Origin of the sequence: Streptomyces sp. XY431 (assembly GCF_001279805.1) — a bacterium.
GTDB classification, from domain to species: Bacteria; Actinomycetota; Actinomycetes; order Streptomycetales; family Streptomycetaceae; genus Kitasatospora; species Kitasatospora purpeofusca.
This window is the reverse complement of sequence record NZ_LGDO01000495.1, coordinates 67641-92526: the sequence shown is the minus strand read 5'-3', so window position 1 is coordinate 92526 and position 24886 is coordinate 67641. Positions and strand designations below refer to the sequence as shown.

The window sequence follows — 24886 nt, the reverse complement described above, 5'->3', positions numbered from 1 at the left end:
CGAGGACGGGAGGTACGGCATCGGCTACACCGCCACCAGGACGGCCAGCAGGACGACACCGGCGAGCAGCGCGCTGAGGTAGGTCTGCGCGTTGCCGGTCTGCGCCAGCCGGACGACCCGGCCGAGCAGATCGGCCCCGGCGCCGCTGCCGCGCACGTACGTCTCCACGACCTCGCGGTCGAGGAAGCGGACGAGCCGGGCGGCGGCCTCGACCGGGCGGACGAACAGCGCGCTGTAGAGCCGGTCGACGCCGAAGCCGTGCCGGGCCGGGCCGAACAGCGGGCCCAGCAGGGCGCGCCCGGGATCGGCGACGATCACCTCGGCGGCCGGGGCTCCGGCCTGTTCGGGCACCCGGCCGGGCTCCGCCGGGGCGGGCAGGCCCTCGGTGACCCGGGCGGTGGCCGAGCGCCAGGCGCCGTAGGCCAGCAGCACACCGACCACGGCCAGGCCGGTGCCGGTGACGGCGGTGACCGCGGAGGGCTTCAGCGAGCCGCCGTCCAGCAGCGCGGGCAGCCAGTCCGAGCGCAGGCCGGCGATGCCGAAGCCCATGGTCGGGACGGCCAGCACCCACAGCGGCCAGCGCATCGCGGGCGGTTCGGCGACGGCCGGGTCGGCCTCGTCCGGCTCGGGCGAGTACGGCGCGTCGGGTTCGTGGTCGGCGACCGCCGGGGCCCCGGCCGTGGCGGGGGCCGCCGCGCCCGCCGGGCTGTGGAAGGTCACCAGGAAGAGCCTGGCCGCGTACGCCGCCGTGAGCAGCGCGGTGAGCCCGGCCGAGATCAGCACGATCCAGCCGGCCGCCTGCGGCACCGCCGAGGCCGGGCCGAGGCCGTTGGTCAGCGCCTCGCCGTTGGCGGCGTGCTCGGCGGCGGTCAGCACCGCCTCCTTGCTGAAGAAGCCGGAGAACGGCGGCAGGCCGATCAGGGCGATCAGCGCGATGGCCATCGTCCAGTAGGCGTCCGGGACGCGCTTGCGCAGCCCGGGGATCCTGGACATCGCGGAGATCGAGTTGGTGTGCGCGGCGTGGATCACCACACCGGCGGCGAGGAACAGCAGCGCCTTGAACGCGCCGTGGCTGACCAGGTGGAAGACCGAGGCCTCGCGGTCGCCGCTGGCCAGCGCGCCGGCCATGTAGCCGAGCTGGCCGACGGTCGAGTAGGCGAGCACCCGCTTGAGGTCGTCCTGGGCCAGCGCGCAGAGCGCCGAGCCGATCATCGTCACGGCGGCCATCACCGCCAGGACCACCAGTGCCGCCCCGGACAGCAGGAAGACCGGCAGCAGCCGGGCCACCAGGTAGATGCCGGCGGCGACCATGGTGGCGGCGTGGATCAGGGCGGAGACCGGCGTCGGACCGGCCATCGCGTCCGGGAGCCAGGTGTGCAGCGGGAACTGCGCGCTCTTGCCCGCCACCCCGGCCAGCAGGAGCAGCGCGATCAGCGTCGGGTGGCCGAGCCGCCCGTCGCCGGCGGCCTGCAGCACGTCCTCGATCCGGAAGCTGCCGGCGTCGGCGCCGAGCAGGAAGATGCCGAACAGGAACGGCACATCGCCCAGCTTGGTGACCAGGAAGGCCTTCAGCGAGGCGGAGCGGGCGTCCTCGGTCTCCCAGTGGTGGCCGATCAGGAAGTACGAGCAGATGCCCATGACCTCCCAGCCGACCAGCAGCACGATCAGGTCGCCGGAGTACACGACCAGGAACATCGCCGCGGTGAACAGCGAGACCAGCGCCGCGTACGAGGGGTAGCGCGGATCGTCCTTGAGGTAGGCGGTCGAGTAGACCTGGACGCAGGTGGCGACCAGGCCGACCAGCACCGAGATCAGCGAGCTGTAGCCGTCCAGGTGGATCGAGAGCGAGATCTCCGGGCCGCCGGTCGGGGTGAGCCGGGTGGCGGCGTCCATCACCTGGCCGGTGCCGAGCTGGATCGCGACCACCAGGGCGAGCACGGCCGAGACCGCGACCGGCACGATCGCCAGCGGCCGGGCCAGGCCCGGGGAGCGGCGGCCGACGGCCAGGGTGGCGGCCGCGCCGAGCGCGGGCAGGGCGGGGACGAGGACGGGAAGGGCGAGGTTCATGCGGCGGCCCGGCCCTTCAGCGCCTCGGTCCCGACCGGCGCCTCGTCGACGACGGCGGTGGATTCGGCCGGGTCGCCGAGCTCGGTGACCCGGTCGATGTCCGCCGTGCCCCGGGCCCGGAAGAGCAGCAGCACGATGGCGAGCCCGAGCCCGATCTCGGCGGCGGCGATCGTGATGGTGAACAGGGTCAGCGCCTGGCCGGCGTGCAGCGAGTCGCGCAGCCAGGCGTCGAAGGCGACCAGGTTGAGGTTGACGGCGTTGAGCATCAGCTCGACGGACATCAGCACCAGGATCACGTTGCGCCGGGCGAGGACGCCGTAGACGCCGACGCTGAACAGCAGCGCGGCGAGGACGACGGGGTAGGCGAGGTGCATCAGCTCTCCTCCGCCGGAGCGGTCTCGGGGGCCTCGGCCGGGGGCGCGGCGGCCGCCCGCTGGGCGACCGTCCCGTTGGAGCCCACCGGACGGCCGGCCCGGATCCGCCCGGACCGGGGCGCCGGGACCCGCCGGCCCGCGCCGCGCGACAGCACGATGGCGCCGACCAGCGCGGCCAGCAGCAGCACCGAGAGCGCCTCGAAGGGCAGCACCCAGGTGCGGAACAGGCTGGCGCCGGTCACCGCGGCCGAGCCGCCGCCCGCGCCGAGGTCGATCCAGGACGTCCGGAAGGCGTCCACGACCAGCGTCACCAGGGTCCCGGCCGAGGCCAGCGCGACCACCAGGGCGACCCAGCGGTTGTTCGAGTCGGCGTCCGGCGAGCGCCCGATCGGCGCCTTGGTGAGCATCAGTCCGAACAGCACCAGCACGACCACCGAGCCGAGGTAGATCAGCACCTGCACCCAGGCGATGAACTCGGCGGTGAGCAGCAGGAACTCCACCGCCAGCCCGCCGAGCGCGGCGACCAGCCACAGCGCGGCGTGCACCAGCTGCTTGGTGGTCACGGCGACCACGGCCGAGCCGAGCACGGCGATGCCGACCAGCAGGAAGACGATCTCCACCCCGGTCGGGGAGAGGAAGGAGCGCGCGGCCGGGTCCAGCGGCCCGGTCGCGGCGAGCAGGGCGGCGGCGCTCACTGCGCGTCACCCCCCTGTTCGAGAGCCGCGGCGGCAGCCGCCGCGAGCTTGTCGGCGGCCTTCCGCGCGGCGGCGATCTCCTTGGGCTCCTCGGCCGCCGGGTCCAGCGCCGGCGGCACCGGCACCGTCCACATCCACTCCCGGAGCCGGTCCCGCTCATGGGTCAGTTCCAGGATGTCGGTCTCCGCGTACTCGAACTCCGGCGACCAGAACAGCGCGTCGAACGGGCACACCTCGATGCAGATCCCGCAGTACATGCAGAGCGAGAAGTCGATGGCGAACCGGTCCAGCACATTGCGGGTGCGGGCGCGCGCGTTCGGGTCGGCGGCCGGCAGCGTCTCCTTGTGGGAGTCGATGTAGATGCACCAGTCCGGGCACTCACGGGCGCAGAGCATGCAGACCGTGCAGTTCTCCTCCAGCAGCGCGATCACCCCGCGCGAACGGGGCGGGAGCGCGGGCTGCGTGTCGGGGTACTGCGCGGTGACGGTCTTCCTCGTCATCGTCCGCAGCGTGACGGCCAGGCCCTTGGCCAGGCCCGCACCGGGGAAACTCATGAGATCGCCACCTTGATGATGCCGGTGAGGGCCAGCTGGACGAGGGCGAGCGGGATCAGCACCGTCCACGCGAAGCGCATCAGCTGGTCCTCGCGCAGCCGGGGGTAGGTGACCCGCAGCCAGATCACCACGAAGGCCAGCGCGAAGGTCTTCAGCAGGGTCCACAGCCAGCCGAGCTGGTCCGGCAGCGGGCCGTGCCAACCGCCGAGGAACAGCACCGCGGTCAGCGCGGAGACCACCAGGATGCCCACGTACTCGGAGAGCAGGAACAGCGCGAAGCGCAGACCGGTGTACTCGGTGTACGCGCCGAAGATGATCTCCGAATCGGCGACCGGCATGTCGAACGGCGGTCGCTGCAGCTCGGCCAGACCAGCCGTGAAGAACACGAAGGCGCCGATGATCTGCCACGGGATCCAGTACCACTCCCAGGCGTCCACGATCCCGGGCAGCGAGAGCGTCCCGGCGGCCATCGCCACCGAGGCCGCGGCGAGCACCATCGGCAGCTCGTAGGACATCAGCTGCGCGGCCGTGCGCAGACCGCCGAGCAGCGAGAACTTGTTGGCCGAGGCCCAGCCCGCCATCAGCTTGCCGATCACGCCGACACCCATGACGGCCAGCACGAAGAACAGGCCGGCGTCGATCGCCTGCCCGACGAAGCCGTCCGGGCCGACCGGGATCGCCAGCAGCACGAAGAGGTACGGCAGCAGCGAGACGGCGGGGGCCAGCTGGAAGATCCGGCGGTCGGCCCCGGCCGGGACGATGTCCTCCTTCTGCGCGAACTTCACCCCGTCCGCGATCAGCTGCGCCCAGCCGTGGAAGCCGCCGGCGTACATCGGGCCGAGCCGGCCCTGCATGTGCGCCATCACCTTGTGCTCGGTCTGGCCGATGACCAGGGGGAGGGTGAGGAAGACGACCAGCGTGGCGACGCAGCGCAGCACCGTGTCGAACAGGTTCACGCGCCGTCTCCGTCCTGGCCGGCCGACTCGGCCGGCGGCTCAGTCGTCTTCCGCTCCCCGGCGGCGGGGCCGTCCGAAGACTCCGCGGGCCCGTCCGAGGACTCGGCCGGCCCGTCCGAAGGCCCGTTCGGCTCGTCCGTCGGCCCGTCGTGGGCCGGCACCGGGTTGTGCCAGGGCGCGTCGGAGGACCGGGTCCGGGACGGCGCGGTCCGCGCGGGACCGGACTCCGGAGCAGCGGCGGCCGCACCGGCCTCCGCCTGGCTCACCGAGCCGTCGGACACCGACCTGGTCCGACGCGGACGGTCCGCCCGCACCGGCGGCGCGGCGGCACCTTCAACAGCGGCACCCTCGACGGCAGCGCCTTCGACAGCGGCACCTTCGACGGCAGCGCCCTCGACCGCAGCGCCCTCGACCGCGGCCCCCTGGGCCGGAGCGGCGGCCGCCTGGCTCGCCGACCCGTCGGAGACCGTCCTGGTCCGGCGCGGACGGTCCGCCCGCACCGCGGCAGCGCCCTCGGCCCCGGCCGTGCCTTCAGCCCCGGCAGCGCCCTCGGCACCCGCCGCACCGGCGGCCCCGGCCGCGCCCGCGGCGGCCCGCGGCGTCCGGGCCGCGCCGGCGGCCCTGGCACCCCGGGCGGGACGCTCGGCCACCGGCGGCAGGGTGCCCTTGAGCGGCCCCCACTCGTTCGGGTCCGGCACCCCGGCCGGCTGCATCTTGCGCCGCGCCGGCCCGTCGCCCTCGGACTCGCCCGGCTCCTTGGCGCCCGGCCAGGCCTTGGCGACCCGCGCCGCGAGCACGAACTCCTTGCGCAGCGGGTGCCCCTCGAAGCCGTCCGGCAGCAGCAGGGTGACCAGGTGGGGGTGCCCGGGGAAGTCGATGCCGAACATCTCGTGCGTCTCGCGCTCGTGCCAGGCGGCCCCGGCGTACACGGCGACGGCGGTCGGCAGCGCGGCCCCGGCGCGCGGCACCCGGGTGCGCACCGCCAGGTGGCGCACCCCGGGGGCGTCGACGGCGGCGAGGTGGGCGACCACCGAGAAGCCCTCGGCGAGCTCGTCGACGGCGCTGAGCCAGTCGAAGAAGGTCAGGCCGAGGGTGTCCCGGGCCGCGGTGAGCGCCTCGATCCAGTGCTCGGCGGGCACGTCGACGGTGATCAGCCCGTATGCCTCGGCGCCGGTCGCCCACTCCCCGACCGACGCCGCGTACTGCTCGGCCGTGGTCACGAGACCCCTCCCTCGACGGTGCCGGCGCCCCCGGTCGTACCGGTACCGGTGCCGGTGCCGGCATCGCCCCCGCTGCTCGCGGCGGCCTCGGGCCCGGGCACCGGCGGACGCCGCAGCGCCGCGGCGGGCGCGGTGTAGCGGCCGGGCAGCGACTCGGCGGCGATCTTCTCCTGGAGCTTGAGGATGCCCTGGAGCAGCGCCTCGGGCCGCGGCGGGCAGCCGGGCACGTAGACGTCGACCGGGATGATCTGGTCGACGCCCTTGGTGACGGAGTAGGAGTCCCAGTACGGGCCGCCGGAGTTGGAGCAGGCGCCGAAGGAGATGACGTACTTCGGCTCGGGCATCTGCTCGTAGAGGCGCTTCACGGCGGGCGCCATCTTGTCGGTCACCGTCCCCGAGACGATCATCAGATCGGCCTGCCGGGGACCCGGCGCGAACGGAATGACACCCATCCGGATGAAGTCGTGCTTGGCCATCGACGCCGCGATGAACTCGATCGCGCAGCAGGCGAGGCCGAAGTTGAAGCACCAGAGGCTGTAGCGCCGCCCCCAGTTGAGCACCACCTTGACCGGGTCCGGCGCGAGCCGGGCCAGCGGGCCGATGCGCCGCTCCGCGGCGGCACCGGGGCTGGACGGGTCCGGCACGCCCAGCGGAACCGGACCGCCGGCGGCGCCGTGCCCGTGCGAGTGCCCCTGCGAGTGGCTGTGCGTCACGTCCATTCGAGAACGCCCTTCTTCCAGGCGTAGAGCAGGCCGACCGCGAGGAAGCCGATGAAGACGAACATCTCGACCAGCGTCCCGGCGCCGTACCCGGCGGAGGCGAAGACGGTCGCCCACGGGAACAGGTAGATCGCGTCGACCGCGAAGATCACGTACAGGAAGGCGTAGACGTAGTAGCGGACCTGGGTGTGCGCCCAGTCCTCCCCCACCGGGTCCACGCCGCACTCGTAGGCGAGGAGCTTCTCCGGCGAGTACACCACCGGCCGGAGCAGCCGGTTGGCGGTGAACGCCACCGTCACGAAGAGCACGCCGACGACGGCGAGCAGGCCCATCGCGGCGTACGCGTCGAAGTAGCCGCTGCCGGCCGCCGGGTCGGCCGCGACCGCAGCCGCCTGCTGCCCCACCATGCCTCGCCTCCACATCGGCCGCGGAACCCGCCCTCGGGGCGGTTCTACGACGTTCCTTTACACGCTCATAACCATCGCCAGTGCGTGAGTCTAAGTGCACCGCCCCCGTGCCCGGCATCCTGCCCGGTCCGCAAGACATCCGATGGACGGCCGGTGGACATCCGGCGGCACGTGGCGGTCACCCCGCCGTCACCCGGGCGGTCGGAACCGGGGTGGGGATAACCCCCGGCCGGGGAGACGGATCACCCCCATGGCCCCGCCCGCCCCCGACCGGCGAAGCTAGGGGCTCAGCTCGACCGAGAGGGACGGAAGACCGAGATGAAGCCAAAGGACCGCCACGCCGGGGACACCGGCGCGCAGACGCCGCCCGCCGGACGCACCCCGCTGTACGGCGCGCGGATGTGGCGGCAGGTCGGGCAGCTGCTGCTGAACCTGCCGCTCGGCATCGCGGGCTTCGTCTTCACGATCGTGACCCTGTCGGTCGGCCTCGCCCTGTCCGTCACCGTGATCGGGCTGCCGCTGCTCGCCGCCGGCCTGGCCGGCTGCCGGGGGATGGGCGGCTTCGCCCGCGGCCGGGCCCGGGCCCTGTACGGCTCCGGGGTGCACGAGCCGGAGCCGGTGCCGCGCCGGCCGGGCGCCACCGGCTTCGCGATCGCCCACCTGACCGACTCGCTCTCCTGGCGCTCGGCGCTCTACCACGTGCTGATGCTGCCGTGGGGGATCCTGAGCTTCGCCGTGACCCTGGTCTTCGTCCTGATCGGCTGGCCGGCCCTGCCCTGGGTGGTCCGCGCCGAGTCGGCGGTGGACCGGATGCTGGTCGAGGTCCTGCTCACCCCGGGCGCGCTCTCCGAGCGGGTGCGCGAACTGGAGGACGACCGCGGCACCGTCGTCGACACCGCCGCCGCCGACCTGCGCCGGATCGAGCGCGACCTGCACGACGGCGCCCAGGCCCGGCTGGTGGCGCTGGCGATGGACCTCGGCATGGCCAAGGAGCGGCTGCGGGAGCCCGAGACCCCGCAGGACGTGGCCGCCGCCGCGAAGATGGTGGACAACGCCCACGGCGAGGTGAAGCTGGCCCTCCAGGAGCTGCGGGACCTCGCCCGGGGCATCCACCCGGCGGTGCTGACCGACCGCGGCCTGGACGCGGCGCTGTCCTCGGTGGCCGCGCGCTGCACGGTGCCGGAGGGGGTCAAGGTGCACGTCGACCTGAAGGCCCCGGACGGCGGCACCGGCCGGCCGGACTCCGCGGTGGAGGGCATCGCCTACTTCACCGTGAGCGAGCTGCTGACCAATATCTCGAAGCACTCCGGCGCCCGCTCCGCCACCGTGGACGTCTGGCGGGCCGGCGACCAGCTGATGCTGCTGGTCCAGGACAACGGCAAGGGCGGCGCGGCCCCCTACCCGGGCAGCGGCCTGGCCGGGCTGGCCGAGCGGGTGCGGGCGGTGGACGGGGTGTTCCTGGTGGAGAGCCCGGAGGGCGGCCCGACCTCGGTGACGGTCGAGCTCCCCTGGCACACCCGCGCCGCCCGTCGCTGACGGCTCCCTGGGCCCGGACGGCGGGCGCCCCGCGAACCCTTGCGCGGTGTGCGGGGCGCCCGGCCGTCCGGGGGCTGGAGGCGCGCGCTAGGGCGTCGCCAGGGTGCCGAGGGTGACCTCGGCGGTGGTGCTCCTGCCGTCCCGGCTGTAGGTCACGGTGACCTTGCTTCCCGGCGCGAGCGAGGCCAGGGCGGTGGTGAGCGAGTTCAGCGAGTCGACCGGGGTGTCCCCGATCCTGGTGATCACGTCCCCGGGCTGGAGGCCGGCCGAGGCGGCCGGACCGCCGTCCACGACGGCGACCACGACGGCGCCGGCCGGGCGGTAGTTCTGGTCGAGGTAGGTCCGGGCGGTGATGCCGAGCGCGGCCCGGCCGGAGTTGGTGACCTTGCCGTCCTTGATCAGCTGATCGGCGATGCTGGTCACGGTGGACGCCGGGATGGCGAAGCCGATGCCGGGGGCGGCGGCGCCGTTGGCCTCCGGCTCGGTGGCGGCGAGCGTGTTGATCCCGATCACCTGGCTGTCCAGGTTGACCAGGGCGCCGCCGCTGTTGCCGGGGTTGATGGCGGCCGAGGTCTGCACCATGTTGCCGATCACGGCGCCCGGCGAGCCCTCGGTGCGCGGCTCGGCGACGGTCCGGCCGGTGGCCGAGACGATGCCCTGGGTGACGCTGCTGGAGAGTCCGAGCGGGCTGCCCATGGCGAGGGTGATCTGGCCCAGTTCGACCTTGGTGGAGTCCCCGAATGCGGCCGGCCTGAGTCCGCCCGGCGGGTTGCTCAGCCGGATCACCGCGAGGTCGGAGTCCGGGTAGCCGGCGACCAGGGTGGCGTCCAGCGGCTTGGTGCTGCCGGCCAGGGTGACCGTGAAGCTGGTGGCGGTGCCGACCACGTGGGCGTTGGTGACGATGTCGCCCTTGTCGTCGTAGACGATCCCGGAGCCGAGGCCGGTCGCGGTGGTGATCTGCACCACCGAGGGCAGGACGTCCTTGATCACCTTCTGGTAGTCGGACTGGAGCTGGTTGCCGCCGCCCGGCTGGGCGGCGGCGCTGCCGGAGGCCCGGACGGAGGGGGTCGCGGACCCGGCCGCCCCCGAGGAGGTGAACGAGGAGGAGGACGACGAGGACGAGCCGCTGCTGCACCCGGCCGCCACGAGCGCGGTCAGCACCGCGACGGCGGCGGGCGCCAGCACCCTCCGGTCGAAGGCCTTCGGCCCGGTCGGGCGCGGTCCGGCCGGAATCGGACGGGTGGGCTCCTTCTTGCGGTTCACCGGTGACGCCTCCGGATTCCTCGGCACACGGCCGCACGGGGCCGATCGGACAGGGCGCAGAGATCTTTGTCAGCATTTCACCGAAATGTCCGAATGCCTGGCTCCGACTCGCCCGCGGCACCGGTACGAAACCCGCACGCCCTAGGATTCGGCCATGACTTGGTTGATCACCGGCGGTGCCGGATACATCGGCGGGCACGTCGTGCAGCAGCTCCTCGACGCGGGCGAGCGCGTGGCCGTACTGGACGACCTGAGCACCGGTGACCGGGCCCGGCTGCCGAAGGAGGTCGTCCTGGTCGAGGGGTCGACCCTGGACCGGACCGCGCTGGACGCGGCCATCCGCGACCACCGGGTGGAGGGCGTGCTCCACTTCGCCGCCAAGAAGCAGGTCGGCGAGTCGGTCGAGCAGCCCTTCCTGTACTACCGGGAGAACATGATCGGCCTCCAGACCGTGCTGGAGGCCGCGGCCGAGGGCGGCGTCAAGCGCTTCCTGTTCTCCTCCTCCGCCGCCGTCTACGGCATGCCGGACGTCGACCTGGTCACCGAGTCGACCCCGTGCGCGCCGATGAGCCCCTACGGCGAGACCAAGCTGGCCGGCGAGTGGCTGGTCGCCGCGGCCGGCAAGGCCCACGGCATGTCCACCGTCGCGCTGCGCTACTTCAACGTGGCCGGCGCCGCCTCGCCGGAGCTCTCCGACGCCGGCGTCTTCAACCTGATCCCGATGGTCTTCGAGCGGCTCACCGCCGGCCGGGCCCCGCTGGTGTTCGGCGACGACTACCCGACGCCGGACGGCACCTGCGTCCGCGACTTCATCCACGTCTCCGACATCGCCTCGGCGCACGTGGCCGCGGCGAAGCGCCTGGCCGCCGACCCGGCCGGGGAGACCTCCCTGGTGCTCAACATCGGCCGCGGCGAGGGCGTCAGCGTGCGGGAGATGCTGGACGTGATCGGCAAGGTCACCGGCTACGACACCACGCCGGAGATCACCCCCCGCCGCGCCGGCGACCCGGCCCGGGTGGTGGCCTCGGCCGACCTGATCCGCCGCGAGCTGGACTGGACCGCCCGGCACGAGGTCGAGGACATGGTCGCCTCGGCCTGGGAGGGCTGGTGCAGCCGCCACCCGGAGGCCCGCAAGTAGTCCGCACCCGACCGCGGGCGCGGCGGAGGCCCTGGCCCCCGCCGCGTCCGGGTCAGTGCGAGGGCACCGCCGTGCCGTAGAAGGCGTCCAGCGCGTACACGCAGCGGTCCTTGCTGCCGACGAACACCTTGCCGCCGACCGCGACCGGCGAGCCGGTCAGCTCGCCCTTGGTGCCGAGTTCCCAGCGCAGCTGACCGCTGGCCAGGTCCAGGGTGTGCAGCGAGTGGTCCCGGCTGCCGAGGTGGACCAGCCCGTCGGCGACCGCCGGGGAGCCGACGATCTCGCCCCGAGCCGTGTAGCGCCAGCGCTCCCGGCCGCCGGCCGCCTCGAGGGCGTACAGCACCTCGCCGCTGCCGACCAGCACCATGCCGTCGCCCACCACCACCGGCTCGGCGCCCTGCCGGGTACCGGTGGCCGCGCGCCAGCGGTCCCGGCCGGTGGCGGCGTCCAGCGCGTACACGGTGCCCAGGTAGTCGGCCACGTAGACCGCGTCGGCGTCCAGCGCCGGCGGGGTGAACAGCACCACCGGGGCCTCGAACCGCCAGCGCTCGGCACCGCTCGCCGCGTCCAGCGCGTACACCCTGGTCCCGGCCGTCACGTAGAGCACGCCGGCCCGCTCGACCGGGCGGGACGGCACGTCCTCGCCGACCGGGACCGACCAGCGCAGGCCGGAGCCGCGCGGATCCACGCAGCGCAGCCGGCCGCCGCCGTAGTAGTAGGCCGAACCGGCCACCAGCGCGGGCCCCGACTGCGGGTTCTCGTAGTCCTGCTGGGCGTCGTCGGCCCGCCACAGCTCGGCACCGGTGACCGCCGAGCGCAGCTGGACGCCGCCGCCCCGGACACCGCAGCAGAGCACGCCGTCGGCCGCGTCCAGCGCGTACACCCAGCCGTCCAGCGAGTGCCGCCAGCGCTCGGTGCCGTCCGCGACGTCGACCGTGTAGAGGTGGGGGCCGTCGGCCGCGTGCACCCGCCCGGCGTCCACGGCCAGGGCCCAGGCGACGTCCCGGGTCTTGTAGCGGCGCTGCCCGGACGCGATGTCCAGGGCGTGCACCTCGAAGCTGGAGACGAACAGGGTGCCGTCGGCGACCACGGGGGTGCCCCAGACGTCGTTGGACATCCGGAACCGCCAGGGGCGCCAGCGGGCGGCGCGGGCCGGGGGCGGGGTGATCCGGCGGACCCAGTCCGTCTCGGCGGGCGGTGCGCCCGGGCCGGTCTGCTCGGCGCGCGGGCCGGGTCCTATCCGGACCGAGGCCCCGGGCAGCCGGACCTCCGCCTCGTCCTCGCCGGCCGGCCGGCGGTGGCGGCTGGGGGCGGAGATCTTCTCGGTGGCGGCCTCGGTGTCCGGACCGGGCGGCGCGCTGTGCACCGGACCGGCGGACGGCGGCGCGTGCCCGGCCACCTGCCGGGTGCGCGGGTCGTCCACCGCCGGCAGGGCGGAGTGCGCCGCCGACCCGTGGCCGACCTGGTGCTGGTGGTGCGGCGGCACCGGCTGCGACGGCACCGGCTGCGGCGGCACCTGCTGCGGCGGGACGACCGGCGGCCGCACCACCGGGGGCTGCGCAGCCGCGGGCGCCGGGCGGCGGCGCTTCTGCTCGATCAGGGCGAGCGCGTTGGGCGGCAGCCAGTCCCCGGCCTCGCCGGAGGCGTCGTCCCGGGAGAACAGGTGCGGGGCCAGCTCGACCTGGATCTGCTCCGGGGTCGGCCGGTGCTCGGGGGCCGGCCGCATGCAGGCCCGCACCAGGTCGACCAGCTCGGCCGGCAGGCCGGAGAGGTCGGGCTGCTCGCGCAGCAGCTGGAACACCGTCTCCACCGGGTTGGCGCCCCGGTAGGGCGGATGGCCGGTGGCACAGAAGACCAGCAGCGAGCCGAGCGAGAAGACGTCGCTGGCGCCGGTGACGCCGCGGCTGTCCCTGGCCTGCTCCGGCGACATGTACGCCGGGGTGCCGACCGCGACATTGGTCATGGTGAGCCGGGTGCTGGAGACCCCGGCGGCGATACCGAAGTCGATCACCCGGGGGCCGTCCTCGACCACCAGGACGTTGGACGGCTTGAGGTCGCGGTGCACCAGCCCGGCGGCGTGGATGGACTGCAGCGCCTCGGCGATGCCGGCGACCAGCCAGCGCACCGCCCCGACCGGCAGCGGCCCGCAGTCGGTGACCAGGTCCTCCAGGGACGGCGCCGGCACGTACGCGGTGGCCAGCCAGGGCACCCGGGCGTCCGCGTCGGCGTCGACCACGGCCGCGGTGTAGAAACCGCCGACCGTCTTGGCGGCCGCGATCTCCCGCGCGAACCGGACCCGGAACAGCTCGTCCTCGGCCAGCTCCCCCCGGACGGTCTTGATGGCCACCCGCCGGCCGGACGCGGACCGCGCCAGATAGACCAGGCCCATTCCCCCCGCCCCGAGCCGCCCCAGCACCTCGAAGGGCCCGATCCGCCTCGGATCGTGCGCCGTCAGCTGGTCCACCCGCTGCCACCTCCCCGTATTGAGCACCGCCCGCGTGGTGCCGAGCACCCACCGCGTGGTGCCGGACCCGATTCTCCAATGCCGCCCGGCCCATCACCAACCTCCCCCGCCCAGAGCCCTGTCCGGCCCGCGGGTGGGGCCACGGCCCGGTCAGCGACTCCGGAACGGCCGGATCCTGACGTCCGCTCCGGCCCGGGCTTGCGCCCGACACGCCCGGAGCCACCGTGAGGGGCGACTCACACCCCCGGTTACTTCGTCACGCTCCGTTACTCGATAACCCCTCAGCGAAGGGGTCGTCACCCTGTGGCGTCATCGGTGCACGGGGGGGCGTCATGACGCCCTCCGGAGGCCCGTGAATATCCGTCCGAAGGCCCTGGAGCCCCTATACCAACCCCCGGGCGGAGTAATTGTCACATCACCGAATCGCGCCAAGATCGGGCCACGGTAAGCTGACGGCATGACAGGACAAGTTCGCACCGTCGACGGTCGCGTCGCCGGGCGACGCGGACAGGAGACGCGGCAGAAGCTGCTCGACTGCCTCCGCGAGATGCTCAGCACGTCGCCCTATCGGGACGTCAAGGTCATCGACGTCGCCCGTATGGCGGGTACCTCCCCCGCGACCTTCTACCAGTACTTCCCGGATGTCGAGGGCGCTGTCCTCGAAATCGCCGAGGAAATGGCCAAGGACGCCGACACGCTCAAAGAGCTGGTGGCCGGAAAGTCCTGGGCAGGGAAGTCCGGCACGACCACTTCGGAAGAACTGGTCGACGGATTCCTCGCCTTCTGGCGCAAGAACGACGCCATTCTCCGAGTGGTCACGCTCGGTGCCGCGGAAGGGGACAAGCGGTTCTTCAAGATCCGCATGACCGTCCTCAACGCGGTCGCCAAGCCACTCGCGGAAGCCGTCAAGGAACTCCAGGCGAAGGGCCAGGCAGACAAATCACTGGATCCGGCCGCCGTGGCCGGGTCACTGGTCTCGCTGCTCGCCTCCGCGGCCGAGCACCAGAAGGCCTTCACTTCCTGGGGCGTCAAGGTCAAGGACCTCAAGCCCAACCTCGCTCCCCTGGTGTACCTGGGCGTCACCGGCAAGAAGGCGCCCAAGTAGACCGATCCGCTACGACCCACCCTTCCGCTTCGCGCGCGCCCCGGCCTCCTGTCCGGGGTACGACGGACGGCGGCCGTGTCCTCGGGGGAGGTCCGCCGGCGGTCCGCTGCGCGCCACGACATGCCTGTGGGCGGTCACCCTTGCGAGGGTGACCGCCCACAGGCATGTCGTGCCGCCCCGGGGCCCTGCGGGGCCTACAACGGCCCCCGGGCGCCCCGAGGGGCCCGGGCAGGGTCGGGCGAGGGCGTCACGGGCAGCGGACGACCTGGCCGGCGTAGGCGAGGCCGCCGCCGAAGCCGAACAGGAGCACCGGGTCGCCGGGCGACAGCTCCCCGCGCTCGACCAGCTTGGAGAAGGCCAGCGGCACCGAGGCCGCCGAGGTGTTGCCGGAGTCCACCACGTCCCGGGCGACCACCGCGTCGGTGACCCCCAGCCGGGACGCGATCGCGTCGATGATGCGCAGATTGGCCTGGTGCGGCACGAAGCCCTTGAGCTCGGACGGGTCGATCCCGGCCCGCTCGCAGGCCTGCCGGGCCAGCGGGGCGATCTGCGTGGTCGCCCAGCGGAACACCGACTGGCCCTGCTGGCTGATCACCGGGTCCCAGCCGGTGATCACCACGGCGTCGCCCCGCTCGGGCTCCGAGCCCCAGACCACCGGGCCGATGCCGGGCTCGGCGCCCTCCTCCTGGGCCTCGACCAGCGCCGCGCCGGCGCCGTCGCCGAAGATCACGCAGGTGGACCGGTCGGTCCAGTCGAGGGTGTCCGACATCCGCTCCGCGCCGATCACCAGGGCCTTGGTGGCCGCCCCGGCCCGGATCGCGTGGTCCGCGGTGGCCAGCGCGTAGGAGAAGCCCGAGCAGACCGTGTTGATGTCGTAGGCGGCCGGGGAGCGGATCCCGAGCCGGGCGGCGACGGCGGCGGCCGTGTTGGGGCTGCGCTCCACCGCGGTGCAGGTGGCCACCACGACCAGGTCGACCTCGGCGGCCGAGCGGCCGCTGTTCGCCAGGGCCTTCTGGGCCGCCTCGGTGGCGAGGTCGACGACGGTCTCGTCCTCCGCGATGTGCCGCGTCCGGATGCCGACGCGGCTGCGGATCCACTCGTCGTCGGTGTCGACCAGCTTCGACAGGTCGTCGTTGGTGAGGACCTTGGGGGGCTGGTAGTGGCCGAGTGCCACGATGCGCGAACCGGTCATACTGCCCACTCAACCCGGTTACCCGCTGGTCAGTCGGGCGCGACCGGCTACAGGATCCGCGCCGGGATGCTGTAGGAGGCCGACAAGGACCGTTGCGGCAGGCGGGTCCCGATCGGACGCGCAAAGACAGTCGTGGACGAACGACCGCCCGGTCCGGGCCGCTCAGGCCGCCAGCGAGCCGGCGTCCCCCATCACGATCACCGGACGGGCGGCCGGGTCGAGGGTACGGATCAACTCCGCCATTTTGTCCTCCGGCACCGAGACGCAGCCGTGTGTCGGACCGCCGTGGTCGACGTGGATCCAGATCCCGCCGCCCTTGGTCGAGCCGTTGGGGCGGCGCGGGTCCAGCGGGGAGTTGCCGGGCACCCGGTTGTAGTCGATCGCGACCACGTAGTCGAAGGAGCCGGCCAGCTGCTCGCCGGCGAAGCCCCGGCCGGAGACCACGAAGTTCGAGTCCCGGTCGTACGGGAGCTTGCTGCCCGGGTCGGCCTTGCGGCCGCCGGCGTCGGTGAGCGAGAAGACGCCGATCGGGCTGCGCAGGTCGCCCTCGTTGTGGTCGGTGGTCCAGCCCTTGAAGGCGTTGTGGCCCTGCCAGGTCTCGCCGGCCACCCAGCGGCCCTCACCGGTGCGGGTCCACAGCGTGACGGCGCTCCGGTTGGTGTCCTTGCCCTCGCCGGAGGCCAGCACCACCTGGGTGGTGTCGGCGGGTATCCGGCCGGCGAAGGAGGCGCCGAGGCCCGGGATGGCGGCCACCGAGCCGTCGGTGCGCTCGCTGCGGTCGGCGGCGGGGGTCTCGGTCTGCCGGGCGTCGGCGGCCCGGGCGGCCGGGGCGGCGGTCGGCGAGGGCTGGTCGGCCGCGGGCTGCGCGGCGACGCCCTCGGCGCCGGGGCCGTCGGCACTGGTCACACCGGGCTTGGCGGCGTCCTCGCCGACGGTGTACCAGCCGGCGGCGGCCGCCAGCAGCAGGGCGGTGCCGGCGGTGACGGCGCGGCCGGTGCGCTTCTTCCTGGGCTTGCGGCGGTGGCCCCGGGCGGCCGCGCGCGGGCCGGGAGCGGCGGCGGCGCTCCGCTGCTGCGGCAGCGGCACCACCGGCGGCGCCGGGTCCTGCGGCTCGGGCCGGTACTCGTCCGCGTAGCCGTAGCCGTCCTGGTGGGAGCCCTGCTGGACGTCCTGGTAGGCATATCCGTCGTACACCGGCTGCTGGTCCGCCGGGAAGGCCGGCTCGGCGGCGTACGCCTGGAAGGGCCGGTCGTACACATCGTGGTCGGCGAGGCTCCGGTAGCCGTACCCGGGGTCCTGGCCCTCGTACACGGTTCCGTATTCCTGCTGGTGCTCGCCGTACGAGGGCTGCGGCACCTCGTGCACCGGCTCGTACGACGGGTACGGGGAGGTGCGACGGTGACCGGACATGTGGCCGATCCTGCCAAACGGAGGCCGCGTTGGGAAACCCGGGGGCTGTGCGGGCCCGGTGAAGAAGGCGCGCCGCCCGGGCCGCGGGGGCCCGGGCGGCGGAGCGTGCGTCAGAGGCGCATCGCCTGCGGGGTCTCCCGACGGGCCAGGTCGGGGCCGTCGTACTCGCGGATGACCTCGTAGCGGGTGTTGCGCTCGACCGGGCGGAAGCCGGCGTCCCGGATCAGGCCGAGCAGGTCCTCGCGGCCCAGCTTGTTCGGGGTGCCGAAGTTGTCCGCGTCATGGGTGATCTTGTACTCGACCACCGAGCCGTCCATGTCGTCCGCGCCGTGGCTGAGCGCCAGCTGGGCGGTGGTGACGCCGTGCATCACCCAGAAGACCTTGACGTGCGGCACGTTGTCGAAGAGCAGCCGGGAGACCGCGAAGGTCTTCAGCGCCTCGGCTCCGGTGGCCATCTCGGCGCGCGCCATCAGCTTGTTGCGCACGACGCCGTCCTTGGAGTCGTGGAAGTCGTGCTGGAAGCGCAGCGGGATGAAGACCTGGAAGCCGCCGGTCTCGTCCTGGAGCTCGCGCAGCCGCAGCACGTGGTCCACCCGGTGGCGGGGCTCCTCGATGTGGCCGTACAGCATGGTGGCCGGGGTCTTGAGGCCCTTGCTGTGGGCGAGCCGGTGGATCCGCGACCAGTCCTCCCAGTGGGTGTCGTGGTCGACGATGTGCTGGCGGACCTCCCAGTCGAAGATCTCCGCGCCGCCGCCGGTCAGCGACTCCAGACCGGCGTCGATCAGCTCGTCCAGGATCTCGTCGGCGGGCAGGCCGCTGATCCGCTCGAACCAGTGGATCTCGGTGGCGGTGAAGGCCTTGAGCGAGACGTTCGGCAGCGCGGCCTTGAGCTCCCGCAGCGAGCGCGGGTAGTAGCGCCACGGCAGGGTGGGGTGGAGGCCGTTGACGATGTGCAGCTCGGTGAGGGAGTCCACCTCCATCGCCTTGGCGAGGCGGACGGCCTCCTCGATGCGCATCGTGTACGCGTCCTTCTCGCCCGGCTTGCGCTGGAACGAGCAGTACGAGCAGGAGGCGCTGCACACGTTGGTCATGTTGAGGTGGCGGTTGACGTTGAAGTGGACGACGTCGCCGTTCTTCACCGTGCGCACGTGGTGGGCGAGCCCGCCCAGCCAGGCCAGGTCGTCGCTCTCGTAGAGCGCGATCCCGTCCTCCCGGGTCAGCCGCTCCCCCGCGTAGACCTTCGCCTCCAGCTCGCGCTTGAGCCCTGCGTCCATGCGGTGCCCCGCCTCCTCCGACTTCGAATCGTTGCCGGAACGAGCGTACGCCCCCACCCGCGGCGACTCGCGGGCAGCCGCCCCGCGCGGGTCAGCCGGCCAGGAGTTCCGCGAGCAGCGCGGGCTCGATGTTGCCGCCGCTCACGACGGCCGCGACGGCCTGCCCGCCGGTCTCGGCGGCCCGGTGGAAGTACGCGGCCGGGGCGACCGCGCCGGACGGCTCGGCGACGATCCGCCCGCGCCGGGCCAGCAGTGCGACGGTGGAGCGGATCTCGTCCTCGGTGACGGTGACGATGTCGTCCACGTAGGCGGTGATGTGCTCGTACGGCAGCACGCCCACCGAAGGGGTGCGCAGACCGTCGGCGATGGTCCGGTAGGTGTCGGCGACCGGCCAGCTGATCCGCTCGCCGGCCCGCAGGCTGGCCCGGGCGTCGGCGGCCAGCTCGGGCTCGACGCCGATCACCCGGATCCCGGGGCGGGTCAGCTTGAGCGCGGCCGCCGTGCCGCCGATCAGCCCGCCGCCGCTGACCGGGACGAGCACGGTGTCCAGCTCCGCCGGGGCGTCGTCGGCGATCTCCAGGCCGACCGTGCCCTGACCCGCGATGATGAACGGATCGTCGTACGGGGGCACCCAGACATAGCCGTGCTGCTCGGCCAGTTCACCGGGCACCACGTCCCGCTGCTCCGGCGACACCACCAGCACCTCGGCGCCGAACGACCGGGTGGCCTCGATCTTGACCGCCGGCGAGGTGTCCGGCATCACGATCACGGCCTTGATCCCGAGCAGCTGCGCGGCGTACGCCACCGCCTGCGCGTGGTTGCCACTGGACTGGGCGACCACGCCGCGGGCGCGCTCCTCCTCGCTCAGCGCGGCGAGCCGGTTGTACGCGCCCCGGGTCTTGAACGCCCCGGTCGGCTGGAGGTTCTCCGGCTTCAGCCAGAGCCGGCGCTCGCCGTCCGCCGCCCAGGGCGCGGGGACCAGCGGGGTGCGCACCGCGACCCCCTCGATCCGCCGACGGGCCGCGCGCAGCTCCTCCAGGCCGACCAGTGCCATGTCCACCACTCCCCCGTGTGCTCTCGTTCGTCCGGTCCGCCCCGCGGCGGTCACCCGCCGCGGCGACTACTCGCCGCGGCAGCTACTCGCCGCGAAGGCACTCCCCGCGGCGGTCACTCGCCGTCGGCGAACGGCAGCTCGCTGACCCGGCTCTCCCACTTGGTGGAGAGTACGACGGTGGTCCGGGTCCGGGCCACACCCTTCGTGCCCGAAATCCGCTTCACCACCGACTCCAGGCCCTCGACGTCCGGCACCCGGACCTTGAGCATGTACGAGTCGTCACCGGCGATGAACCAGCAGTCCTCGACCTCCCCCAGGTCCTTCAGCCGGAACGCCACGTCCTCGTGGTCCGCCGCGTCGGTCAGCTGGAGGCCGATCAGGGCCGTCACGCCGAAGCCGAGCGAGGCCGGGTTGACCGTCGCGCGGTAGCCGGTGATCACACCGGCCTGCTCCAGGCGGTTGATCCGGTCCGTGACGCTCGGGCCGGAGAGGCCGACCAGCCGGCCCAGCTCGGCGTAGGACGCGCGGCCGTTCTCCCGGAGCGCCTGGATGAGCTGTCTGTCCACCGTGTCCATATACCGTCCGCGTCCTTCCGAACCTCACCAGACCCACAGATCATTATCCGGATTCAAAGGCGCCGTGCTCGCACCAACCCGGATATCGCAGAGAACATACTCTCCCGTCCTGCGGCTCCTCACTCCCCCTCAGGCCGGACGCTCCGCCGCGCGCGCCGCCCCGCCCAACTCACCCTCCCAGCGCCGGTACAGCGTGTGGGGCACGCCGACGGCGTCCAGGACCCGTCCGGCGACGAAGTCGACCAGCTCCCGGACGGTGGAGCCGCCGGCGTAGAACCCGGGCGAGGCGGGCAGTACCACCGCGCCCTGCGCGTCCAGCTCCACCAAGTGCTTCAACGTCACCCCGTTGAGTGGTGCCTCCCGGACGCAGACGACCAGCGGACGCCGCTCCTTGAGGGTGACGCTGGCCACACGCTGGAGCAGGTCCTTGCTGAGGCCCAGCGCGATCCCGGCCACCGCGCCGGTGGTCGCGGGCACCACCAGCATCCCCTTCGCCGGGTAGGAGCCGCTGGACGGACCGGCCGCGAAGTCCCCGGCCGGCCAGTACCGGACGTCCTCCAGGGCGTCCGCCGCCGTCCCCAGCCACAACGCCAGGTCCGCGCGCCAGTGCGCGTCCCGGAAGGCGATACCGGTCTCGTCGAGGATCGTCAGCCGGGCCGCGCGGCTGACCACCAGGTCGACGGACTCGCCGGCGGCGAGGAGGGCTCGGATCACGGACGCGGCGTACGGGGTGCCGGACGCGCCGGAGACCCCGACGATCCAGGGGCGGCGCACGGGCTGCTCAGGCTTTTCCATAGTGCTTCCTTTCTATCCCCACCCCGCCCCGGCCCGCCCTGGGAGGATGGCCGCATGGCCCCGACCCTCGTCGACCTGACCCACCAGGTGACCACCGCGATGCCGGTCTACCCCGGCGATCCGGCCGTCCTCCTGGAGCCCGCCCTCACCACCGCCACCGCCGGGGTGAACGTGCTCGCGGTGCACCTCGGCTCGCAGTCCGGCACCCATGTCGACGCGCCGTACCACGTCGACGTCACCTGGCCGACGCTGGACGGCCTGCCGCTGGAGCGGTTCACCGGCCCGGCCGTGGTGGCCGACCTGCGCGGTCTGGAGCCGCGCGCCGAGGTCACCGCCGAGCAGCTCGCGCCCGCCCTGGAGCTGGCCGGCGAGGGCACCGTCCTGCTGCTCGCCACCGGGTGGGCGCGGCACTGGGGCACCGACGCCTATCTGGCCCACCCGTCCCTGACCGCCCGGGCCGCCGAGGCGATCGTGGCGGCCGGGGTCCGCACGGTCGGGGTGGACGCGCTGAGCGTCGACCCCACCCCCGATCCCGGCCCGGGCGACCCGGCGGTGGCGGCGCTGCTCGCCGACCTCACCGACGAGCACGACCAACCGGCCGCCGAGGAGCCCACGCTGGCGGCCCACCGGGTGCTGCTCGGGGCGCCGGGCGGCGGGGTGATCGCGGAGAACCTGACCGATCTGCGGCCGCTGCTGGCGGCGCAGGAGGCGGGGCGGGCGGTCGAGGTGTCGCTCTTCCCGCTCCGGCTGGTCGCGGCGGACGGGGCTCCGGTCCGGGCGGTGGCCCGATTGGGGTGAACCCCTCGCCGCACTCGGGCACTTGGTCTAGACCATCATTGGCGGGCGGCGGTACGCTGTCCGGCCATGGCAGAGATCATCGGAGTCGTCGAGCAGCTCTGGCGCTACCCCGTGAAATCCACCGGCGGCGAGCGGCTCGACTCCGTCGAGGTGGACGACCGCGGGCTCGCGGGCGACCGCCTCTACGCCGTGCGCGACGGCCAGGGCAAGTTCGGCTCCGGCAAGAACACCCGCCGCTTCCGGCGGATGGACGGCCTGCTGCGCCTCTCCTCCCGGCTCGGCCACCGGCTCGACGGCCCCGAGCTGTTCGACCCGCTCGGGCAGCCGGTCGCCGACCCGACCGCCTTCCTGCGCGCCTACCTCCAGCGCGAGGACGTCGAACTCGCCCGCGAGGACGCCGTCTCCCACTTCGACCAGCTCCCGGTGAGCGTGCTCACCACCGCCACCCTGGACTGGGTCGCCCGCGCCGCGCCGACCGCCGCGGTCGACATCCGCCGCTTCCGCCCTAACATCCTGCTGCGCACCCCGCCCGGCACCCCGCCGTTCAGCGAGGACACCTGGTTCGGCCGGGAGGCCCGGACCGGCGCCCGCTCGGGCGCCCGGCTCGCCTTCGTCCGCGCCAGCGAACGCTGCGCGATGGTCACCGTCGCGCAGCCCGGCCTGCCGCACGCCCCCGAGATCCTCAAGGCCATCGCCCGGTCCCACGACACCCGGCTCGACGCCCTCGCCGAGGTCGCCACCCCGGGACGCCTCACCGTCGGGGACACGCTGACGATCGACTGACCGCCGGCCGTCACCCCACCGTCCGTCAATTCACACCCCTGTCTCGTCACTTGACTGACGTACGCCTATCCTGTCTTACTGTCGTAAGACAGGAGAACAACTGGTGATCGAGTTCGTGCTCGACGGCCGCTCACGGGTGGCCACGTACATGCAGCTGGTCCTGCAGGTGAAGCAGGCGCTGCGGGTCGGACTCGCGCAACCGGGGGACCGGCTCCCCAAGGTGCGCGACGTGGCCCAGGCGCTGGCGATCAACCCCAACACCGTGCTCAAGGCCTACCGGGAGCTGGAGCTGGAAGGGCTCGCCGAGGGCCGGCCCGGCGTGGGGACGTTCCTCGTCCGCACCCTGGCCGGACCCGCCCTGGCCCACCAGGCCGAACTGCGGGCGGAGTTGGTGGCCTGGCTGCACCGCGCGCAGGCCGCCGGACTCACCCGCGAGGACATCACCGCACTCGTCGACACCACCCTGCGAGCCACCCCGGACCGGCCGCCCACCGACGGCGCCGCACCGGCCTGAACGTCATCCTGGGGGAGACAACATGACGGAAGTCGCTCTGCACACCGAGGCGTTGGGCAAGCGCTACGGGCAGACCTGGGCACTCCAGGACTGCTCGCTGGAGCTCCCGGCCGGGCGGATCGCCGCCCTGGTCGGGCCCAACGGCGCCGGCAAGTCCACCCTGCTCCACCTCGCCGTCGGCCTGCTCCGGCCCGACACCGGGCAGGTCCGGGTCTTCGGACGGGACCCGCGCGAGGACCCCGACGCCCGGGCCGACCTCGGCTTCGTCGCCCAGGACACCCCGCTCTACCCCGACTTCACCGCCACCGAGCTGATCACCATGGGCCGGCGGCTCAACCCGCACGGATGGGACGACTCGATCGCCCGCGACCGGCTCACCCGGCTCGGCCTCCCGCCGGACAAGCGCGTCGGCCGGCTCTCCGGCGGCCAGCGCGCCCAGGTCGCACTGGCGCTGGCGCTGGCCAAACGGCCCCGGCTGCTCCTGCTCGACGAGCCGGTGGCGGCACTGGACCCGCTCGCCCGGCACGAGTTCATGCAGGCCCTGATGGGCGCCGTGGGCGAGTACGGCACCACCGTCCTGCTCTCCTCCCATCTGCTGAACGACCTGGAACGGGTCTGCGACCACCTGGTGCTGCTGCACACCTCACAGGTCCGGCTCTCCGCCCCGGTGGACGATCTGCTCGCCTCGCACTGCCGGCTGGTCGGCCCCCGGATCCCCGACGGCGCCGCCGTGCCCGGGGTGGCCGAGGTGGTCCGGGCCAGTCACACCGAACGGCAGTCCACCCTGCTCGTCCGCACCGACGGCCCGGTCGACGAGAGCCGCTGGACCGTGCACGAGGTCACCCTGGAGGACCTCGTCCTCGCCCATCTCGGTGCCTCGGCGGGCCCCACCGCCGGCCCGACCGCCGGCCCGTCCGCCGGCCCGTCCGCCGGTCCTACCGCCTCGGAGGTGGCCGCATGATCTGGCTGACCTGGCGCCAGCACCGCAAGCAGGCTCTGTGGACGGCCGCGGCGCTCCTCGCGCTCGCCGCCGTCCTGGTCCCCACCGGCCTGGCCATGCGCTCCTCCTTCCAGGACTCCGGCCTCGGCGCCTGCCTGCGCGCACTGGGCCACGCCGAACTCGTCGACAACGGCGGCTGCGAGGCGCTGAGCGAGCGCTTCCGGAACAAGTACGACTCGACCGCCTACCTGGCCGTGCTCCTGGTCCTGCTGCCGGTCCTCGCCGGCGTCTTCCTCGGCGCCCCGCTGGTCGCCCGGGAGGTCGAGAACGGCACCCACCGGCTGGTCTGGACCCAGGGCATCAGCCGCCGGCGCTGGATCCTCACCAAGTTCGGCCTGGTCGGCGCGGTCACCCTGGTCCTGTCCGTCGGCTACGCGCTCGGCGCCGCCTGGTGGCTGCGGCCGCTCGCCGACAACGGCCTCGGCCGCTTCCGCTACCTGGTCTTCGACGTCCAGGGCATCGCGCCGATCGGGTACACGCTGTTCGCGGTCGCGCTCGGCATCCTGGCCGGCACTCTCGCCCGCCGGGTACTGCCCGCGATGGGCATCTCGCTCGCGGCGTTCATCGCCGTCCGCGCCCTGGTCGAGCTGTTCGCCCGCCCGCACTTCCTGCCGGCCAAAACGCTCACCTACGCGATCGACAGCCCGCTGATGGCCAACCGCTTCGCCGGCTCCTGGATCTACCAGGAGGGCGTCCGCAACGGCACCGGCGCCCTCGTCCTCCCCGACGGCCGGATCGGCTGCGCCCCCGAGACCGGCGACAGCGCCGGGTGCCTGGCCCGGATCGCCCAGGACTACGGCCCCGCCCCGCTCACCAACTGGCAGGAGTACCAGCCGGCCGACCGCTTCTGGACCTTCCAGGCGATCGAGACCGGGATCTTCCTCGCCCTGACCGTCCTGCTGGTCACCGTCGCCGTCCGCCGGGTCCGCCGGATCTCCTGAGACCGGGGCGGGCCGGGCACGGGGCGGGCCCGCCCCCTCCCGGGCCCGCCGC

Annotated in this window: 24 protein-coding genes; 8 read left to right on the top strand and 16 right to left on the bottom strand. The window is 73.6% G+C overall.

The annotated features are described in order from the left end of the window. Window positions 1–24 precede the first annotated feature (24 nt). The 8 genes from ADK60_RS34885 to ADK60_RS34850 are packed head-to-tail and all read right to left on the bottom strand — an operon-like array spanning window position 25 to window position 6992. Window positions 25–2067: an NADH-quinone oxidoreductase subunit 5 family protein gene (locus ADK60_RS34885; protein WP_045937871.1), complete on the bottom strand. Its 2043-nt coding sequence runs from the start codon at window positions 2065–2067 to the stop codon at window positions 25–27. After that, window positions 2064–2441, bottom strand: a complete 378-nt coding sequence (nuoK, locus tag ADK60_RS34880; RefSeq protein WP_045937872.1) for an NADH-quinone oxidoreductase subunit NuoK — start codon at window positions 2439–2441, stop codon at window positions 2064–2066. Before nuoK ends, ADK60_RS34885 begins: the two co-directional genes overlap by 4 nt. Then, window positions 2441–3136 carry an NADH-quinone oxidoreductase subunit J family protein gene (locus ADK60_RS34875; RefSeq protein WP_045937873.1) on the bottom strand — a complete coding sequence of 232 codons (696 nt, stop codon included), beginning with the start codon at window positions 3134–3136 and terminating at the stop codon, window positions 2441–2443. Before ADK60_RS34875 ends, nuoK begins: the two co-directional genes overlap by 1 nt. Beyond that, window positions 3133–3690, bottom strand: coding sequence for a NuoI/complex I 23 kDa subunit family protein (locus ADK60_RS34870; protein ID WP_045937874.1), 558 nt, complete (start codon window positions 3688–3690; stop codon window positions 3133–3135). Before ADK60_RS34870 ends, ADK60_RS34875 begins: the two co-directional genes overlap by 4 nt. After that, complete coding sequence (gene nuoH, locus ADK60_RS34865; RefSeq protein WP_375975398.1) at window positions 3687–4646, bottom strand: NADH-quinone oxidoreductase subunit NuoH; 960 nt, start codon at window positions 4644–4646, stop codon at window positions 3687–3689. Before nuoH ends, ADK60_RS34870 begins: the two co-directional genes overlap by 4 nt. Beyond that, window positions 4643–5866 carry an NADH-quinone oxidoreductase subunit C gene (locus tag ADK60_RS34860; RefSeq protein ID WP_053650870.1) on the bottom strand — a complete coding sequence of 408 codons (1224 nt, stop codon included), beginning with the start codon at window positions 5864–5866 and terminating at the stop codon, window positions 4643–4645. Before ADK60_RS34860 ends, nuoH begins: the two co-directional genes overlap by 4 nt. Beyond that, complete coding sequence (locus ADK60_RS34855; protein ID WP_063772392.1) at window positions 5863–6585, bottom strand: NADH-quinone oxidoreductase subunit B; 723 nt, start codon at window positions 6583–6585, stop codon at window positions 5863–5865. Before ADK60_RS34855 ends, ADK60_RS34860 begins: the two co-directional genes overlap by 4 nt. Beyond that, window positions 6576–6992 carry an NADH-quinone oxidoreductase subunit A gene (locus ADK60_RS34850; protein WP_045937876.1) on the bottom strand — a complete coding sequence of 139 codons (417 nt, stop codon included), beginning with the start codon at window positions 6990–6992 and terminating at the stop codon, window positions 6576–6578. The genes ADK60_RS34855 and ADK60_RS34850 overlap by 10 nt, the downstream gene beginning before the upstream one ends. A gap of 318 nt (window positions 6993–7310) precedes the next feature. On the opposite strand from ADK60_RS34850, the gene ADK60_RS34845 reads away from it, so the two are divergent. After that, complete coding sequence (locus ADK60_RS34845; RefSeq protein ID WP_079008935.1) at window positions 7311–8528, top strand: sensor domain-containing protein; 1218 nt, start codon at window positions 7311–7313, stop codon at window positions 8526–8528. Window positions 8529–8615: 87 nt separating this feature from the next. On the opposite strand, the gene ADK60_RS34840 is transcribed toward ADK60_RS34845, so the two are convergent. After that, the gene (locus ADK60_RS34840; protein WP_053650884.1) at window positions 8616–9713 is read right to left on the bottom strand and encodes a S1C family serine protease; all 1098 of its coding nucleotides are present in this window, start codon (window positions 9711–9713) and stop codon (window positions 8616–8618) included. A 232-nt stretch (window positions 9714–9945) separates the two neighbouring features. Here ADK60_RS34840 and galE point away from each other — a divergent pair, with 232 nt between their 5' ends. Next, window positions 9946–10929 carry a UDP-glucose 4-epimerase GalE gene (galE, locus tag ADK60_RS34835; protein WP_053650869.1) on the top strand — a complete coding sequence of 328 codons (984 nt, stop codon included), beginning with the start codon at window positions 9946–9948 and terminating at the stop codon, window positions 10927–10929. Between the two features lie 52 nt (window positions 10930–10981). On the opposite strand, the gene ADK60_RS34830 is transcribed toward galE, so the two are convergent. Beyond that, window positions 10982–13393, bottom strand: a complete 2412-nt coding sequence (locus tag ADK60_RS34830) for an outer membrane protein assembly factor BamB family protein (protein ID WP_053650868.1) — start codon at window positions 13391–13393, stop codon at window positions 10982–10984. A 457-nt stretch (window positions 13394–13850) separates the two neighbouring features. Here ADK60_RS34830 and ADK60_RS34825 point away from each other — a divergent pair, with 457 nt between their 5' ends. After that, on the top strand, window positions 13851–14498 hold the full coding sequence (locus tag ADK60_RS34825; RefSeq protein WP_030393842.1) for a TetR family transcriptional regulator: 648 nt from the start codon (window positions 13851–13853) through the stop codon (window positions 14496–14498). A 247-nt stretch (window positions 14499–14745) separates the two neighbouring features. Here the strand turns inward: ADK60_RS34825 and ADK60_RS34820 are convergent, their stop codons facing one another. The 6 genes from ADK60_RS34820 to ADK60_RS34795 all read right to left on the bottom strand — a co-directional run bounded on the left by ADK60_RS34820 (window position 14746) and on the right by ADK60_RS34795 (window position 20798). Continuing rightward, window positions 14746–15690, bottom strand: coding sequence for a beta-ketoacyl-ACP synthase III (locus ADK60_RS34820; protein WP_045937878.1), 945 nt, complete (start codon window positions 15688–15690; stop codon window positions 14746–14748). A 162-nt stretch (window positions 15691–15852) separates the two neighbouring features. Beyond that, a complete protein-coding gene (locus ADK60_RS48555; RefSeq protein ID WP_079008934.1) occupies window positions 15853–17100 on the bottom strand; it encodes a L,D-transpeptidase family protein in 1248 nt (415 codons plus the stop codon). Window positions 17101–17210: 110 nt separating this feature from the next. After that, window positions 17211–18374 (bottom strand): aminofutalosine synthase MqnE, encoded by a 1164-nt coding sequence (mqnE, locus tag ADK60_RS34810; RefSeq protein WP_045937879.1) that lies wholly within the window; start codon window positions 18372–18374, stop codon window positions 17211–17213. A gap of 91 nt (window positions 18375–18465) precedes the next feature. Continuing rightward, on the bottom strand, window positions 18466–19428 hold the full coding sequence (locus tag ADK60_RS34805; protein ID WP_053650883.1) for a threonine ammonia-lyase: 963 nt from the start codon (window positions 19426–19428) through the stop codon (window positions 18466–18468). Between the two features lie 113 nt (window positions 19429–19541). After that, on the bottom strand, window positions 19542–20003 hold the full coding sequence (locus ADK60_RS34800; RefSeq protein WP_030393837.1) for an Lrp/AsnC family transcriptional regulator: 462 nt from the start codon (window positions 20001–20003) through the stop codon (window positions 19542–19544). 129 nt (window positions 20004–20132) lie between these two features. Further along, a complete protein-coding gene (locus tag ADK60_RS34795) occupies window positions 20133–20798 on the bottom strand; it encodes a UbiX family flavin prenyltransferase (protein ID WP_045937880.1) in 666 nt (221 codons plus the stop codon). Between the two features lie 54 nt (window positions 20799–20852). Here ADK60_RS34795 and ADK60_RS34790 point away from each other — a divergent pair, with 54 nt between their 5' ends. The 5 genes from ADK60_RS34790 to ADK60_RS34770 all read left to right on the top strand — a co-directional run bounded on the left by ADK60_RS34790 (window position 20853) and on the right by ADK60_RS34770 (window position 24834). Continuing rightward, window positions 20853–21596 carry a cyclase family protein gene (locus ADK60_RS34790; RefSeq protein ID WP_045937881.1) on the top strand — a complete coding sequence of 248 codons (744 nt, stop codon included), beginning with the start codon at window positions 20853–20855 and terminating at the stop codon, window positions 21594–21596. Between the two features lie 66 nt (window positions 21597–21662). Further along, window positions 21663–22379, top strand: coding sequence for an MOSC domain-containing protein (locus ADK60_RS34785; protein WP_045937882.1), 717 nt, complete (start codon window positions 21663–21665; stop codon window positions 22377–22379). A 103-nt stretch (window positions 22380–22482) separates the two neighbouring features. Beyond that, complete coding sequence (locus ADK60_RS34780) at window positions 22483–22893, top strand: GntR family transcriptional regulator (protein ID WP_045937883.1); 411 nt, start codon at window positions 22483–22485, stop codon at window positions 22891–22893. 22 nt (window positions 22894–22915) lie between these two features. After that, a complete protein-coding gene (locus tag ADK60_RS34775; RefSeq protein ID WP_053650867.1) occupies window positions 22916–23854 on the top strand; it encodes an ABC transporter ATP-binding protein in 939 nt (312 codons plus the stop codon). Beyond that, on the top strand, window positions 23851–24834 hold the full coding sequence (locus tag ADK60_RS34770; protein WP_053650866.1) for an ABC transporter permease: 984 nt from the start codon (window positions 23851–23853) through the stop codon (window positions 24832–24834). Before ADK60_RS34775 ends, ADK60_RS34770 begins: the two co-directional genes overlap by 4 nt. Window positions 24835–24886: the final 52 nt, after the last annotated feature.

Bases quoted from the DNA above. Each gene is read 5' to 3' on its own strand.
- ADK60_RS34800 (WP_030393837.1), bottom strand. From the start codon at position 20,003: ATGGACACGGTGGACAGACAGCTCATCCAGGCGCTCCGGGAGAACGGC.
- ADK60_RS34825 (WP_030393842.1), top strand. From the start codon at position 13,851: ATGACAGGACAAGTTCGCACCGTCGACGGTCGCGTCGCCGGGCGACGC.
- mqnE (WP_045937879.1), bottom strand. From the start codon at position 18,374: ATGGACGCAGGGCTCAAGCGCGAGCTGGAGGCGAAGGTCTACGCGGGG.
- ADK60_RS34820 (WP_045937878.1), bottom strand. From the start codon at position 15,690: ATGACCGGTTCGCGCATCGTGGCACTCGGCCACTACCAGCCCCCCAAG.
- ADK60_RS34845 (WP_079008935.1), top strand. From the start codon at position 7,311: ATGAAGCCAAAGGACCGCCACGCCGGGGACACCGGCGCGCAGACGCCG.
- ADK60_RS34785 (WP_045937882.1), top strand. From the start codon at position 21,663: ATGGCAGAGATCATCGGAGTCGTCGAGCAGCTCTGGCGCTACCCCGTG.
- ADK60_RS34805 (WP_053650883.1), bottom strand. From the start codon at position 19,428: ATGGCACTGGTCGGCCTGGAGGAGCTGCGCGCGGCCCGTCGGCGGATC.
- ADK60_RS34770 (WP_053650866.1), top strand. From the start codon at position 23,851: ATGATCTGGCTGACCTGGCGCCAGCACCGCAAGCAGGCTCTGTGGACG.
- ADK60_RS34850 (WP_045937876.1), bottom strand. From the start codon at position 6,992: ATGGTGGGGCAGCAGGCGGCTGCGGTCGCGGCCGACCCGGCGGCCGGC.
- ADK60_RS34885 (WP_045937871.1), bottom strand. From the start codon at position 2,067: ATGAACCTCGCCCTTCCCGTCCTCGTCCCCGCCCTGCCCGCGCTCGGC.
- ADK60_RS34775 (WP_053650867.1), top strand. From the start codon at position 22,916: ATGACGGAAGTCGCTCTGCACACCGAGGCGTTGGGCAAGCGCTACGGG.
- ADK60_RS34855 (WP_063772392.1), bottom strand. From the start codon at position 6,585: ATGGACGTGACGCACAGCCACTCGCAGGGGCACTCGCACGGGCACGGC.
- nuoK (WP_045937872.1), bottom strand. From the start codon at position 2,441: ATGCACCTCGCCTACCCCGTCGTCCTCGCCGCGCTGCTGTTCAGCGTC.
- ADK60_RS34790 (WP_045937881.1), top strand. From the start codon at position 20,853: ATGGCCCCGACCCTCGTCGACCTGACCCACCAGGTGACCACCGCGATG.
- galE (WP_053650869.1), top strand. From the start codon at position 9,946: ATGACTTGGTTGATCACCGGCGGTGCCGGATACATCGGCGGGCACGTC.
- ADK60_RS34870 (WP_045937874.1), bottom strand. From the start codon at position 3,690: ATGAGTTTCCCCGGTGCGGGCCTGGCCAAGGGCCTGGCCGTCACGCTG.
- ADK60_RS48555 (WP_079008934.1), bottom strand. From the start codon at position 17,100: ATGTCCGGTCACCGTCGCACCTCCCCGTACCCGTCGTACGAGCCGGTG.
- ADK60_RS34795 (WP_045937880.1), bottom strand. From the start codon at position 20,798: ATGGAAAAGCCTGAGCAGCCCGTGCGCCGCCCCTGGATCGTCGGGGTC.